Raw genomic sequence first — 14,370 nt, 5'->3', positions numbered from 1 at the left:
CGTAGGGGGAGAAATCATCATGAGCAAGCCGACGCTACTGCTCACCGGGGCGACCGGTGTGCTCGGCCGCGCCTTCATCAAGGAACTGGCCGACGACTACCACCTGATCGGGCTGCGGCACCGCACCCCGATCGACGACCCGCGGGTCGAGGAGATCCAGGGCTCGCTCGGGGACGAGCACCTCGGCCTCGGCCAGGAGGGCTTCGAGGAGCTCGCCGCCCGGGTCGACGTGGTGCTGCACTCCGCGGCCCGCACCGGCTGGCGCGCCACCCGCGAGCAGCTGTTCGCCTCCAACGTCACGGGCACCGAGTACATGCTGGGCCTCGCCCGGCAGGCCGGCGCGCCCTTCTACTACGTCAGCACCGCGTTCGTGGCCCGGCCGCAGGACGAGGAGCTCCGGGAGTCCGGGCCCGCCGCCTACGTCGACTCCAAGGCCGCCGCCGAGCAGGCCGTCCGGGCCAGCGGCCTGCCCGCCGCCATCGTGCGCCCCTCGGTGGTCGGCGGTGACTCCCAGACCGGCGAGATCGCCAACTTCCAGGGCCTGCACAAGGCGATCGCGTCCATCGTGACGGGCACCGTCCCGGTGCTGCCGGCCGACGCGGACACCCCGCTCGACGCGATCCCGTCGGACCTGGTGGCCCGCGGCGTCGGACGCCTGATCCGCGGCGGCATCACCACCGGCGAGTACTGGCTCACCGCGGGCAAGAACTCGCCGACCCTCGGCGAGACCGTCCAGCTGATCCTGGAGGTCGCCGAGCGCCTCGGCGTCGCGCCCGAGCACCCGCCGCGCCTGATGCCCTCCGAGGCGCTGGACCGGCTGCTGCTGCCGCTGATGGAGGACGCCATCCCGCGCGCCCTGCGCACCCAGTTCCGCGGCTTCATCGAGCTGATGATGCTCTTCCAGGTCTCCAACTCGATGGAGTCCTCCTTCGAGGAGCTGGGGATGGCCGACGAGGTCACCCACGAGGCGCTGCTGAAGGCCTTCGAGAAGTCCGTCGAGTACTGGATCGCCACCAAGATGCCCGCCCGGGAGGCCGTGGCATGAGCACCGTCTCCGACGCCCCCGCGGCCTTCGACGCCGCCGCCGCGGCCGCCGCGGCCGAGTCCGTGGACGCCGAGCTGACCGGGGAGCGCTACGAGCGCCACTTCGGCCACGGCAAGGCCTCGCTCGCCCGCATGCTCGGCACCGTGGTGGAGACCTACTCCGAGGGCGCCTGGATCACCGCCGCCGACGGCAAGCGCTACCTGGACTTCGGCGGGTACGGCGTCTTCATCCTGGGCCACCGCCACCCGCGCGTGGTCGAGGCGGTCAAGGCGCAGATCGACCGGCACCCGCTGGCCACCCGGGTCTTCATGGAGCCGGTGACCGCCGCCGCGGCCGAGGCGCTGGCCTCGGTGACCCCGGGCGACCTGGACCTGGTCCACTTCGTCAACTCCGGTGCGGAGGCGACCGAGGCGGGCATCAAGCTGGCCCGGGCGCACGGCAAGAACGCGCTGATCACCACCGAGCGCGGCTTCCACGGCAAGACCATGGGCGCGCTCAGCGTCACCGCCAACCGCCAGTACCAGCAGCCGTTCGAGCCGCTGCTGCCGGACACCTGCCAGGTGCCCTACGGCGACGCGGCCGCGATGCGGGAGGCGCTCGCCGCCCGGGCCGGCCGGGCCTGCGTCATCGTCGAGCCGGTGCAGGGCGAGGGCGGCGTACGGGTGCCCCCGCCCGGCTACCTCAAGGAGGTCGCCGAGGCCTGCCGGGAGTTCGAGGCGCTGCTGATCGTCGACGAGATCCAGACCGGCCTCGGCCGGCTCGGCACCTGGTGGGGCTGCGACGCCGAGGAGGTCGTCCCGGACATCCTGCTGGTGGGCAAGGGCCTGTCCGGCGGCGTGGTGCCGGCCGCGGCGATGGTGGCCCGGCCCGAGGTGTACATGCCGTTCGGCCGGGACCCGATCCTGCACTCCTCCACCTTCGGCGCCTCGCCGATCGCCTGCGCCGCCGCGCTCGCCGCGGTCGAGACGATCCGCGACGAGAAGATCGTCCAGCGCAGCGCCGAACTCGGCGAGCGGCTGCTGGGCGAGATCCGCCGACTGGTCGCCGAGCGGGCGCCCTGGCTGATCACCGAGGTCCGCGGCCGCGGCCTGCTGATCGCGATCCAGCCCGCCGAACAGCGCTTCGTCGGCGAGCTCCTGCTGGAGTTCATGGACCGCGGCGTGCTGCTCAACCACTCGCTCAACGCCTCCGAAGTCCTGCGCTTCACCCCGCCGGCGATCCTGACCGAGGACGAGATCCGGCTGTTCCTGACCGTCCTCGACGAATCGCTGACCGCGGTCGCCGACCGCGTCTGACGCGTCCAGCCCACCCGGCCGACGCGTCCCACGAAACCGCCGAAAGGGAAACACCATGCCCAGCGTGAGCATCCACATCCTCGCCCCGGCCATCTCGCCCGCCGAGGCCTACCGCCGGATCAGCGACTTCGGCCGCTACCCGGAGCTGACCGAGACGGTCGAGAACGTCGTCGTCCAGGAGCCCTCCGCCGACGGCTCGGTGCTGTCGGAGTGGACGGTGCACTTCCGCAACGGCCTGCTCAAGTGGTCCGAGCGGGACACCTTCCACCCGGAGGAGCTCGCCATCTCCTTCGAGCAGGTCAAGGGCGACTTCGCGGAGTTCCGCGGCGACTGGAAGGTCGAGGCCGACGGCGAGGGCACCCTGGTGCGCTTCCTCGCCGAGTTCGACCTGGGCATCCCGACCCTGGCCGCGATCCTCGACCCGGTCGCCGAGACCGCCCTGCGCGGCAACATCCTGAAGATCGTCGACGGTCTGCTCGGCGAGGCCCAGGAGATCGTCGTGGACACCGAGACCGCCGGCTCCGCGAAGTCGTGAGGCTCGCCTACGCCGGCGCCCCCGACCGGAGCCCCGAGGCCTGTCTGGGCCTCTACCGGCGGCTCGCCGCCGGGGTGACCCTGGTGACCACCTGCGGTCCGGACGGTGAGCCGCTCGGCCTCACCGCCTCGGCCGTCACCACGGTGTCGCTGGATCCGCCGATGATGCTGGCCTGCCTGTCCGCCGGATCCGGAACGCTCGCCGCGCTCCGGACCCGGCGGGCCTTCGCCATCCACCTGCTGCGCGCCGACCAGGCCGGGCTGGCCACGGTCTTCGCCGGCGCCGGCGGGCCGGGCAAGTTCGCCGGTGTGGAGTTCCAGTGGGAGCTGGGCATCCCCGTCCTGCGCGGCACGCTCGGCTGGGTGGCCTGCACGCTCGCCGACGAGCGGGTCTACGGCGACCACAGCGTGGTGGTGGGCAACGTGGTGTCCGTCCGCGGCGACGGGGACGGCACGGCCGAGGGGGAGCCGTTGATCTGGCACGACCGGAGGTTCCGGGAGCTGGCACCCGAGGGGGACCGTTGACCGCCCCCTCGACCGCACCGCCGGCCGCCGCCCCGCCGTGGCGGCCGGCGGAGCTGCGGGCCGCCGCCCCCGTCCAGGGGACGGTCACCGCGGACGTGGCGATCGTCGGCGCCGGGCTCACCGGCCTGGCCACCGCCTACCGCCTGGTCCGCCGGGACCCTTCGCTGGACATCGTGGTCCTCGACGCCACCGGACCGGCGGCCGGCGCCAGCGGGCGCGGCACCGGACTGGTCGGCCCGCGGATCGGCCCGGCCATCGACAAGGCCCGCAAGCGCTTCGGCGACGAGACCGCCCGCGCCTGCTACCTGGCCAGCGAGGACTGGGTCCGCCAGACCGTCGACCTGGTCGGGGAGCTCGGCGCCGACTGCGGGCTCACCGTCGGCGGCCAGCTGATCGTCGCCAACTCCGACCGGGCCGCCGCCACGCTGGCCCGGCAGGCCGAGGCCTACCGCCAACTCGACCTGGACGTCGTACCCGTGGCTCGCCCCGGGCGGTACCGCGCCGCGCTGCGCCACCCCGTCGCGGCCACCCTCGACCCGGCCGCGCTGACCACCGCGCTCGCCGCCGAGCTGGACCGGCTCGGCGTGCGCCGCTTCGACCGCAGCCCCGTCCTGCGGCTGGGCGGCGGCGAACTCACCTGCCCGGCCGGGACGGTACGGGCCGGCCGCACCGTCATCGCCGTCAACGGCTTCACCCGCTCGCTGGGCCTGCCGGTCGGCACCGTCGCGCCGCTCCAACTGCACGCCCTCGCCACCGCGCCGCTGTCACCCGAGGCCCGCGCGGAGCTCGGCCCCGAGGCCGTCATCGACGTGACCACGCTCGCCCCCTACCACCGGCTCACCCCCGACGGGCGGCTGGTGATGGGCGGCGGCCCGGTCAACATCCCGCCGACCACCAGACCGGACCAGCACCGGCGGGCCTGGGACTGGCTCGCCCGCCGGCTGCCCGTCCCCGCGGAGATCACCCACCGCTGGACCGGGCAGGTCGGGATGACCGGCGACGACCTGCCGGTGGTCGGGCGGATCGACGACCGCACCTGGTTCGCCGGCGGCTGCTGCGGCCACGGCCTGGCGCTCGCCACGGCCACCGGCGGCCACCTCGCCGAGGCGCTCACCGGCGACGCGCCGCCCCCGCTGCCCTGGCACCGCTCCAAGGCGCCGTGGCTGCCGGTGGGCGGTCCGGCCGGGCCGCTGCTCCAGGGCTACCTGCGCCTGCTGGCCCGCCGTGCCGCCCGGGACGGCGGATGACCCGCCGGACCTGACGCATCATCAGAACACCCCGCCCCGGCGGCGGAGGGTTTCCCGGGCCGACGTCCTGGGCAATCGGCAGTCCCGTAGCGGCATCCGCCCGTAGCGGTATGAGCGAGAGGAAGAGAAATGCTCGTCCGGCACCTCAACTTCGGCACCTATCGGCCGCCTTCGCGGCGGCTGGTCAACGGTGAGGGAGGCCTCTTCCAAGCGGCTCACATGCTCTGCCACTGCCTGCTGCTGGAGACCGACCAGGGCCTCGTCCTGGTCGACAGCGGCTTCGGCACCCGGGACATCGCCGACCCCGTCGGCCGGCTCGGCCGGGCCTTCATGCTGCGCTCCCGGCCGGTGCTGAAGCCCGAGGAGGCCGCCGTCAACCAGCTGAAGGCGCTCGGCTACGACCCGCGGGACGTCCGGCACATCGTGCTCACCCACCTCGACCGGGACCACACCGGCGGGCTGGCGGACTTCCCCGACGCCCAGGTGCACGCCTACGGGCCCGAGTACCGGGCGGCCATGAACCCGCCCACCAAGCTGGAGCGCAACCGGTACCGGCAGAGCCAGTGGGCCCACAATCCGAAGTGGGTCACCCACGAACTCGCCGACGGGGAGAAGTGGTTCGGCTTCGAGTCGGTCCGCGAGATCCCCGGTCTGCCGCCCGAGATCCTGTTGATCCCGCTCGCCGGGCACACCCGCGGCCACGTCGGGGTGGCGGTCGACACCGGCAGCGGCTGGCTGCTGCACGCCGGCGACGCCTACATGTTCCACGGCGAGATCGCCGACGAGCCCTGGTGCACGCCCGGCCTCAACGCCTTCCAGAAGAAGGTCGAGACCGTCCCGGACCGGCTGCCCAACGTCGCCCGGCTGCGCGAACTGCGCCGCAGCGGCGAGGCCGAGGTGTTCAGCGCCCACGACCTGACCGAGTTCCGGGAGTGGCGGAAGCGCGATGCCTGAGTCCGCCGTCGCCGGAAAGGAGCGCGGCGGCGTCAGCCCGCTGCTGCTCGTCGCCCTGTTCAGCGGACTGTTCCTGGTCTTCCTGGACACCACCGTGGTCAACGTCGCCCTGCCCGACCTGCGGGACAAGCTCGGCGCCGACGTCAGCGGACTGCAGTGGGTGGTCGACTCCTACCTGCTCACCTTCTCCTGCCTGCTGCTCGGTGCGGGCGCCCTCGCCGACCGGATCGGCGCCAAGCGGCTCTTCGTCGGGGCGCTCGCGGGCTTCACCCTCACCTCCGCCTGGTGCGCCCTCTCCGGCTCGGTCGGGATGCTGCTGATCGCCCGCGCCGCCCAGGGCGTGACCGGCGCGGCGCTGATGCCGGTCTCCATGGTGATCATCACCCAGCTCTACCCCGACCCGACCGCGCGCGGGCGGATGGTCGGCATCCAGTCCGCGGTGGCGGGCCTGGCCCTCACCGCCGGGCCGCTGGTCGGCGGTGTGCTGGTCGAGCAGTACGGCTGGCAGAGCGTGTTCTGGGTGAACATCCCGGTCGGCGTGCTCGCCGTCGCGGTGCTCGCCAAGCTGCTGCCGCAGACCCGCCCCGACCACCGGCAGGCCGTCGACGTGCTCGGGCAGCTGCTCTTCGTCGCCGGGGTCGGACTGCTCACCTACGCCCTGATCGAGGGCAACTCGGCCGGCTGGGGCTCCGGCCGGATCGTCGGCTGCTTCGTCGGCGCGGGACTGGCGCTGGTCGGCTTCGTGGTCTGGGAGGCCCGGCAGCGCCAGCCGATGCTGCCGCTGTCCTTCTTCCGGCACCCGCACGTCAGCGCCGGCGCGATCATCAACTTCACCGTCTTCGGGGCCATGTTCGGCGCCGTCTTCCTGCTGATGCTCACCCTGCAGGAGGTCGACGGGCTCAGCCCGGTCCAGGCCGGCCTGCGGACCGTGGTGATGACCGCCATGGTCACCGTCGCCTCGATCGTCGGCGTGGTCGTCTCCGAGCGGGTCGGCGTCCGGCTCACCGCGCTGGTCGGCGCGCTCGCCATGGGCGGCGGCCTCCTGGGCCTGCGCATGCTGCACTACCAGGACGGCTTCGGCAGCTACTGGTGGCAGTTCCTGCTGCTCGGCCTCGGCGCCGGCCTGGCCGGACCGCCGGTCACCTCCGCGCTGCTCCAGGCCGTCCCGGAGGAACGGGCCGGCACCGGCTCCGGCGTCGGCTACACCGCGCGGCAGGTCGGCTCGGTGTTCGGCGTGGCCGTCTCCGGCACGCTCGTCTCGCACCACCTCTCCACCTCGGCGGGCACCGCGCTGGCCGGCCTGCCGCTGCCCCCGGAGGCCGTCGACCGGATCGCCGCCGGGGACTTCTCCGACGCCGGCAAGCTGCCCGAACAGATCAAGCCGCTGGTGATGGGCAAGGTCGGTACCGCGTTCCTGGACGGCACCCACATCGCGTACACCGCCGGGGCGGGCGCCTGCGCGGTCGCCGCGGTCGCCGCCGTGCTGCTGCTCGGCGCCCGCAAGCGGTCCGGCGAGAGGACGGCCGAGGCCGCCGCCGCACCCGTCGCGGACCACGTCTGACGGCCGCCGACCCCCGAGGCCGCCCCAGGGCCTGTCCGGCCTGACCGCCGGACAGGCCCTTGTCCTTGGGCGCCCAAGAAACGCGCCGCCCCCTTCCCTTTCCCTTTTCCCTGCCGCACCCCGGCGGCTCCTTCCCCCCAACCCCGGTGCGCGCCGTGCCCTGCGGCGCCACCGGACGAACCCCCTACTGGAGTGAAACGTCGCATGTCCAGGACGGACGAGACCAGTGAGGGCAGCCTGACCGATGACATCTCGATCGGCGTGCTGGCGAAGATGTTCCCCGAGGCCATGGTGGACGCCGCGATCGACCAGGCCGGCGCCCGGGAGACCAGAGCCCGGGTCCTGCCCGCGAAGCTGATGGTCTACCTGTCGATGGCGCTCTGGCTCGAACCCCGGATGGGCTACGAGCGGACCCTGCACCGACTGCTGCGCGGACTGCGCTGGGCCCGGCCCGGCTGGAGCGGCTACCGCGTCCCCACCGACGGCGCGATCTCGCTCGCCCGGTACCGGCTGGGCGAGGCGCCGCTGCGCAACCTCTTCGACCAGACCGCCGGCCGGGTCGCCACCGGGTGGCCCGAGGACCCCTGCGCGCTCTGGCGCGGCCTGCGGCTGGTCGCGCTGGAGGAGACCGCCTTCGACCTGCCGCCCACCGCGACCGGCCCCGCCCCGGGCCGCTCGGCCCGCCCGGGTGCGCCGCGCTCCCGGGCCGGGCTGGCGGTGCTCGCCGAGTCCGGCACCCTGGGCCTGCTCGGTGCGGCCCTGGAGACGCCGGACGACGCCACCCATCCGTCGCTCCCGGTACGCCCGCTCGCGGAACGCCTCTACGGCCGGCTCTCGCCCGGCATGCTGCTGACCGCCGGCCGCCCGCTCGCCACGCCGACGCCGTTCCTGGCCGCCGCCGCGACCGGCGCCCAGCTGCTCTGGCGGGCCGACCCCGCGCTGGCGCTGCCGGTCCTCGGGCCGCTGCCGGGCGGCGGCCACCGCTCCGAGCTGTCCGGGCCCGGCGGCACCGTCCCCGTCCGGGTGCTGCAGACCGGTCCGGACGTCCTGGTCAGCACGCTGCTCGACCCGCTCACCGCCCCCGCCGACGAACTCGTCCGGTGCTTCCGCGAACGGTGGACCATGGACGCGCTGTTCGCGGTGGTCGGCTCGGACCCGCGTCACCCCGGGGTGCCGCTGCGCTCGCGCAGCCCCGAGGGCGTCCGCCAGGAGTTCTGGGCGCTGCTCTGCCTCTACCAGGCGCTGCGCACGCTGACCACGGACCACAGCCGCCGGGTGTGCGCCTGACACCCCGAGCCGGAAACGGCGGTGCCCCCGCCCGATCGCGATGATCGGACGGGGGCACCGCCGTTTCGGTCAGCCCCGGTCGCCGGCCGACCCGGCCATGGCGTCGAGCAGCCCGGCGGCCAGGTAGGCGGCGAGTGCGGCGGGTGTCGGGCGGTCGTAGATCAGGCCCATCGGCACGTCCACCCCGGTCGCCTCGGTCAGGCGCTTGCCCAGGTCGATGACGGACAGCGAGGAGAAGCCCATCGCCAGGAAGTTCTGCTCCGCTTCGGGCTCCTCCCCGGCGGGGCTCCCCAGCACCTCGGCGCACTCCCGCAGGACGGCCTCCAGCACGGCGGACTCCCGCTCGGCGGGCGGCAGTTCGGCGATCCGGTCGAGCAGCTCGGACCGGTCCACGGTGGCGCCCCGGCGCCGGCCGGCCCGCTCCTGCCGCTCCCGCCGCCGCCACTGGGCCAGCGCCGGAAGCAGCTCGGCCAGCACGTCGCCGCGGTTCGCCGCGCCGTCCGCCGCGCCTTCCGCGGCGCCCGAGTCCAGCCCGAGGAGCAGGCTCAGCTGCTCGACGTCCTGCTCCTCGACGGCCGCCCAGAACCGGCCCTCCGGGGAGTTCGCCGAGACCCGACCGGTGTCCTCGCCGTCGAGCCAGTAGCGCCGCCGCTGGAACGCGTACGTCGGCAGGTCCACCCGGGTGCGCGGCCCGGCCGAGCCGAGCAGTGGCGCCCAGTCGACCTCCGCGCCCCGGACCTGGAGCCCGGCGACGGCCGCAAGCAGCGAGGAGGCCTCGCTCCGGCCGCGCCGCACGGCCGCCAGGGCGACCGCAGGGGCGCGGACCCCGGCGCCGGTCTGCGACTCCTCGGCCAGCGGGGCCAGGACCGCGTCCGGGCCGAGCTCGACGAAGGTCCGCACGCCCTGCTCCCGCAGCGTCTGCACGCCGTCCCCGAACCGCACCGTCGCGCGGAGCCGGCGCACCCAGTACTCCGGGTCGGTGAGCTCCCCGGGCGCGGCGAGCGCCCCGGTCTGGGCGGACACCACGGCCAGCTGCGGCTCCCGGTAGGCCAGCTCGCGGGCGACCTTCTCGTAGTCCGCCAGCACCGGCTCCACCAGGGCCGACTGGAGGGCCTGGGCCGAGCGCAGCCGGCGCACCTTGCGGGTGCGGCCGCGCCACCAGCGCTCCACCGCCGTCACGTCCGGGACCGGTCCGGAGACCACCACGGAGGCCGGCCCGTCGACCGCCGCCACGCTCACCTTGGCGGAGAGGCCCGAGGACGCCAGGTGCTCCGACACCTCGGCGAACGAGGCGGCGACGGTGAGCATCGCGCCGCCGGACGGCAGCTCCTGGAGCAGCCGGCCGCGGGCGGCCACCAGCCTGGCCGCGTCGTCGAGCGAGAGGACGCCGGCGACGTGCGCGGCGGTCAGCTCGCCCAGCGAGTGCCCGAGGACGAAGTCCGGGCGGGCGCCGAAGGACTCCAGCAGCCGGAACAGCGCGACCTCGAAGGCGAACAGCGCGGGCTGGGCGACGGCGGGCCGGTCGGCGCCGGCCGCGTCGAGCAGCAACTCGTCTCCCGAGCTGCCGAGTTCGGCGGCCAGCGCCGCGCGGACGGCGTCGAAGGCGGTGGCGAAGGCGGGGAAGGACTCGTACAGCTCCCGGCCCATCCGGGCCCGCTGCGCACCCTCGCCGGTGAACAGCGCCGCCCACGGACCGGTGGCCACCCGGCCGGTGACGGCGCCGGGGGCGGTGCCGCCCTGGGCCACCACGCCCAGTGCGGTGAGGAGTTCGGCGCGGGTCCCGCCGAGGACCACCGCGCGGTGGTCGAAGCGGGTGCGGTCGCCGAGCAGGGCGGCCGCGATGTCGCGGTCGTCCGCCTCGGGCCGGGCGAGCAGGGCGGTGCGCAGCCGGGCGGCCTGGCCGCGGAGCGCCTCCGGCGTGGTGGCGGAGAGCACCCAGGGCAGCGGGCCGCCGGGCCGGGCGGTCTGCTCGGTGGTCTCTTCTGTGGCGCCCTGCTCGGCCGCGGGCTGCTCGATGATGACGTGGGCGTTGGTGCCGCTGATCCCGAAGGCGGAGATGCCGGCCCGGCGCGGGCGGCCGGTCTCCGGCCACGCACGGGCCTCGGTCAGCAGCTCCACGGTGCCCGGGGACCAGTCGACCAGGCCGGACGGCTCGTCGATGTGCAGGGTCCTCGGCAGTACGCCGTGGCGGATCGCCATCACCATCTTGATCACGCCCGCGACGCCGGCGGCGGTCTGGGCATGGCCGATGTTGGACTTCAACGAGCCGAGCTGGAGCGGCCGTTCGCGCTCCTGGCCGTAGGTGGCGAGGATCGCGTTGGCCTCGATCGGGTCACCGAGCGAGGTGCCGGTGCCGTGCGCCTCGACGGCGTCCACCTCGGTCGGGGTGAGGCCGGCCCGGTCGAGGGCCTGGCGGATCACCCGTTCCTGGGCGGGGCCGTTGGGGGCGGTCAGGCCGTTGCTGGCGCCGTCCTGGTTGATCGCGGTACCGCGGATCACCGCGAGGACCGGGTGGCCGTTGCGGCGGGCGTCCGAGAGCCGTTCGAGCAGCAGCAGTCCGGCGCCCTCCGACATCGTCATCCCGTTCGCGGCGGCGGCGAACGGCTTGCTCCGGCCGTCCGGGGCGAGGCCGTGCAGCCGGCTGAACTCGGTGAACGCGCTCGGGGTGGCCATCACGCTGACACCGCCGGCCAGGGCGAGCGTGCACTCGCCCGCGCGCAGCGCCTGGGTGGCCATGTGCAGGGTCACCAGCGAGGAGGAGCAGGCCGTGTCGACGGTGACCGCCGGGCCCTCCAGGCCGAGCGTGTAGGAGACCCGGCCGGAGGCGACGGCGCCGGTGCCGTTGATGCCGATCTGGCCCTCGAACTCCTCGGGGCTGTGGTGGACGAACCGGCCGGAGTAGTCCTGGTACATCACGCCCGCGTACACGCCGGTCTGGCTGCCGCGCATGGTGGTCGGGTCGATGCCGGCCCGCTCGAAGGCCTCCCAGGAGGTCTCCAGCAGCAGGCGCTGCTGCGGGTCCAGGGCGACCGCCTCGCGGGGGGCGATGCCGAAGAACGCCGGGTCGAACTCGGCGGCGTCGTAGATGAAGCCGCCCTCCTTGGCGTAGCTCGTCCCGGGGTGGTCCGGGTCCGGGTGGTAGAGGTTCTCCAGATCCCAGCCGCGGTCCGTCGGGAAGCCGGAGACGGCGTCCCGCTCGTTCGTCAGCAGCTCCCAGAGCTCCTCGGGGGAGGCGACCCCGCCGGGGAAGCGGCAGCCGATGCCGATGATCGCGACCGGGTCGTCGTCGGCGGCGGCCCTGGTCGGGGCGGCCTGTACGGCCTCCTGCTGCTCGAAGAGCCGGCGCTCGACCAGCTCGGCGATGGCGAGCGGGGAGGGGTGGTCGAAGACCAGGGTGGTGGAGAGGGTGAGCCCGGTGGCCTTGTTGAGGCGGTTGCGCAGCTCGACGGCGGTCAGCGAGTCGAACCCGAGTTCCTTGAAGGGCCGCTGGGGGTTGATCGCGCTGGTGTCGGAGTGCCCGAGGACGGTGGCGACCTGGGTGGAGACCAGGTCGACCAGGGCCTGGGTGCGGTCGCGTCCGGTGAGGGCGGTCAGCCGCCGGACCAGGCCGCCGTCCGCACCGCCGGCCCGGCGGGCGGGCACCCGGACCAGGCTGCGCAGGACGGCCGGCAGCTCGCCGCCCGCCGCGTTCGCCCGCAGCGCGGGCAGGTCCAGGAGGACCGGGACGAGCACGGGCTCGTCCGTGCTGCGCAGCGCCGCGTCGAAGAGCCCGAGGCCCTGGGCCTCGGTGATCGCGGCCACGCCGCCCCGGCTGAGGCGGGTGAGGTCGGCTTCGGTGAGTTCGCCGGTCATGGCGCCGGTTTGGGCCCAGAGGCCCCAGGCGAGGGAGTGGGCGGGCAGGCCGTGGGCCTGTCGGTGGGCGGCGAGGGTGTCGAGGAAGGTGTTGGCGGCGGCGTAGTTGGCCTGGCCGGCGTTGCCGAGGACACCGGCGAGGGAGGAGTAGAGGACGAAGGCCTTGAGCGGGAGGTGGCGGGTGAGTTCGTGGAGGTTCCAGGCGGCGTCGACCTTGGGCCGCAGGACGGTGTCCAGGCGTTCGGGGGTGAGGGTGGGGAGGATGCCGTCGTCGAGGACGCCGGCGGTGTGGACGACGGCGGTGAGCGGGTGCTCGGCCGGTACCTGGGCGAGGGCGCGGGTGAGGGCGTCGCGGTCGGCGGTGTCGCAGGCGGCGATGGTGGCGTGGGCGCCGAGTTCGCGGAGTTCGGTGGCGAGTTCGGTGGCGCCGGTGGCGTTCGGTCCGCTGCGGCTGACCAGCAGCAGGTGGCGCACGCCGTGGGTGGTGACCAGGTGCCGGGCCAGCATGGCACCGAGGCCGCCGGTGCCGCCGGTGATCAGGACCGTGCCCTCGGAGTCCCACGGGGCGGTCGCGGGCTCGCCGGTCGCGGCGCCGCGGACCAGGCGCGGGACGCGGGCGAGGCCGTCCCGCAGGGCCAGCTGGGGCTCGTCGGCCGTGAGCAGGGCGGGCAGCGCCCGGTCGGACGCCGGCAGGCCGTCGGAGTCGACCAGGGTGATCCGGCCGGGCTGCTCGCTCTGCGCCGACCGGACCAGGCCCCAGATCGCGGAGGTGGCCAGGTCGGGCATCTCGTCGGCGGTCACGGCGACCGCGCCGGAGGTGGCGACGACCAGGCGGGCGGCGGCGAAGCGGTCGTCGCGCAGCCAGTCCTGCAGCAGGCCGAGCACCCGGGCGGTGCCGGTGCGGACCGCCCCGGGCAGGGCGGTGCCGGCCGTCTCCTCGGGAGCCTGCCGGGGCACCTGCACCAGCACGGTGTCCGGGACGGCCCCGCCGGCGTCGACGGCCGCCCGCAGGCCCGCCAGGTCGCCGTCGGCGAGCAGGAACGGCTCGGGCGCCGTGGCGGTCGGGGTCGGCAGGTTCGTCCACTGGAGGCGGTGGAGGTCGTCCTGCCCGCCGCCGCCGAGCAGCGCCGGGTCGAGCGGCCGGACGGTGAGCGAGCCGATGGTGGCGACGGGGGCGCCGGAGTCGTCGGCGAGGTGCACGGCGAGCCGGTCGGTGCCGCTGCTGACGATCCGGACCCGGGCGGTGGTGACGCCCGTGGCGTGCAGGGCGACTCCGGACCACGCGAACGGCAGCCTGATCGAGCCCGGGGTGTCGGAGGCCTTCGGGTGGAGGGCCGCGTCGAGGAGCGCGGGGTGGAGGGCGAATCCCGTGCCGTGCTGCTCCTCGGGGAGGCTGATCTCGGCGTAGAAGTCGCTGCCGTCGCGCCAGGCGGCGGTGACGCCTTGGAAGACCGGGCCGTAGGTGAGGCCGATAGCGGCCAGCTGGTCGTAGACCGCGTCGGCGGAGAGCGCCTCGGCGTTCTGCGGCGGCCAGCTGCGCAGTTCGGTGCCGTGGACGGGGGAGCCGCTGAGCAGGCCCTCGGCGTGCAGGGTCCAGGGCTGGTCGCCGTCCTCCGGGCGGGAGTGGACGGTGACGGGGCGTCGGTCGCGGTCGTCGGCGGCGCCGACGGTGACCTGGAGCTGGGCGGCCTGGCCGTCGGGGAGGGCCAGCGGCGCGTGCAGGACCAGTTCGTCGAGGGTGGTGTGGCCGCTCTCCTCGCCCGACCGGATGGCGAGTTCGACGAAGGCGGTGCCGGGGAGGACCGCGGTCTCACCGATGGTGTGGTCGGCGAGCCAACCGTGGGTGGCCAGGGCGACGCGTCCGGTGAACAGGGTGGTCTCGCCGTCGGCGAGCTTGGCGACGGCGCCCAGGAGCGGGTGGTCGATGGAGCCGAGGCCTGCGGTGGTGACGTTGCCGCGCGCGGTGGGTGCTTGCAGCCAGTAGTGCTGGTGTTGGAAGGGGTAGGTGGGGAGGTTGGTGGGGGTGGGGTTGGTGGGGTGGTGGGGGGTCCAGTTGATGGGGGTGTTGGT

At 74.8% G+C, this 14,370-nt stretch carries 9 protein-coding genes; 8 read left to right on the top strand and 1 reads right to left on the bottom strand.

Annotation, left to right across the window (positions count from 1 at the left end):
- Window positions 1–19: 19 nt before the first annotated feature.
- The 8 genes from ACIGZJ_RS33275 to ACIGZJ_RS33240 all read left to right on the top strand — a co-directional run bounded on the left by ACIGZJ_RS33275 (window position 20) and on the right by ACIGZJ_RS33240 (window position 8,448).
- Complete coding sequence (locus ACIGZJ_RS33275; RefSeq protein ID WP_396460774.1) at window positions 20–1,045, top strand: SDR family oxidoreductase; 1,026 nt, start codon at window positions 20–22, stop codon at window positions 1,043–1,045.
- On the top strand, window positions 1,042–2,340 hold the full coding sequence (locus ACIGZJ_RS33270; protein WP_392930983.1) for an aspartate aminotransferase family protein: 1,299 nt from the start codon (window positions 1,042–1,044) through the stop codon (window positions 2,338–2,340). The genes ACIGZJ_RS33275 and ACIGZJ_RS33270 overlap by 4 nt, the downstream gene beginning before the upstream one ends.
- Window positions 2,341–2,395: 55 nt before the next feature.
- Window positions 2,396–2,875, top strand: a complete 480-nt coding sequence (locus ACIGZJ_RS33265; RefSeq protein ID WP_387949781.1) for a type II toxin-antitoxin system RatA family toxin — start codon at window positions 2,396–2,398, stop codon at window positions 2,873–2,875.
- Window positions 2,872–3,399: a flavin reductase family protein gene (locus ACIGZJ_RS33260; RefSeq protein ID WP_387949780.1), complete on the top strand. Its 528-nt coding sequence runs from the start codon at window positions 2,872–2,874 to the stop codon at window positions 3,397–3,399. The genes ACIGZJ_RS33265 and ACIGZJ_RS33260 overlap by 4 nt, the downstream gene beginning before the upstream one ends.
- A complete protein-coding gene (locus tag ACIGZJ_RS33255) occupies window positions 3,396–4,646 on the top strand; it encodes an NAD(P)/FAD-dependent oxidoreductase (RefSeq protein ID WP_396460773.1) in 1,251 nt (416 codons plus the stop codon). The genes ACIGZJ_RS33260 and ACIGZJ_RS33255 overlap by 4 nt, the downstream gene beginning before the upstream one ends.
- 129 nt (window positions 4,647–4,775) lie before the next feature.
- Window positions 4,776–5,600, top strand: a complete 825-nt coding sequence (locus ACIGZJ_RS33250) for an MBL fold metallo-hydrolase (RefSeq protein WP_396460772.1) — start codon at window positions 4,776–4,778, stop codon at window positions 5,598–5,600.
- On the top strand, window positions 5,593–7,161 hold the full coding sequence (locus ACIGZJ_RS33245) for a DHA2 family efflux MFS transporter permease subunit (protein ID WP_396460771.1): 1,569 nt from the start codon (window positions 5,593–5,595) through the stop codon (window positions 7,159–7,161). Before ACIGZJ_RS33250 ends, ACIGZJ_RS33245 begins: the two co-directional genes overlap by 8 nt.
- A 204-nt stretch (window positions 7,162–7,365) precedes the next feature.
- Window positions 7,366–8,448, top strand: coding sequence for a transposase domain-containing protein (locus ACIGZJ_RS33240; RefSeq protein WP_396460770.1), 1,083 nt, complete (start codon window positions 7,366–7,368; stop codon window positions 8,446–8,448).
- 69 nt (window positions 8,449–8,517) lie between these two features.
- On the opposite strand, the gene ACIGZJ_RS33235 is transcribed toward ACIGZJ_RS33240, so the two are convergent.
- Window positions 8,518–14,370: type I polyketide synthase (locus tag ACIGZJ_RS33235; RefSeq protein ID WP_396460769.1), on the bottom strand; the 5,853-nt coding region annotated here is incomplete at its 5' end.

Source organism: Kitasatospora sp. NPDC052868 (genome assembly GCF_044547105.1).
Taxonomy (GTDB): Bacteria; Actinomycetota; Actinomycetes; order Streptomycetales; family Streptomycetaceae; genus Kitasatospora.
This window is presented reverse-complemented; position numbering and strand designations above follow the sequence as displayed.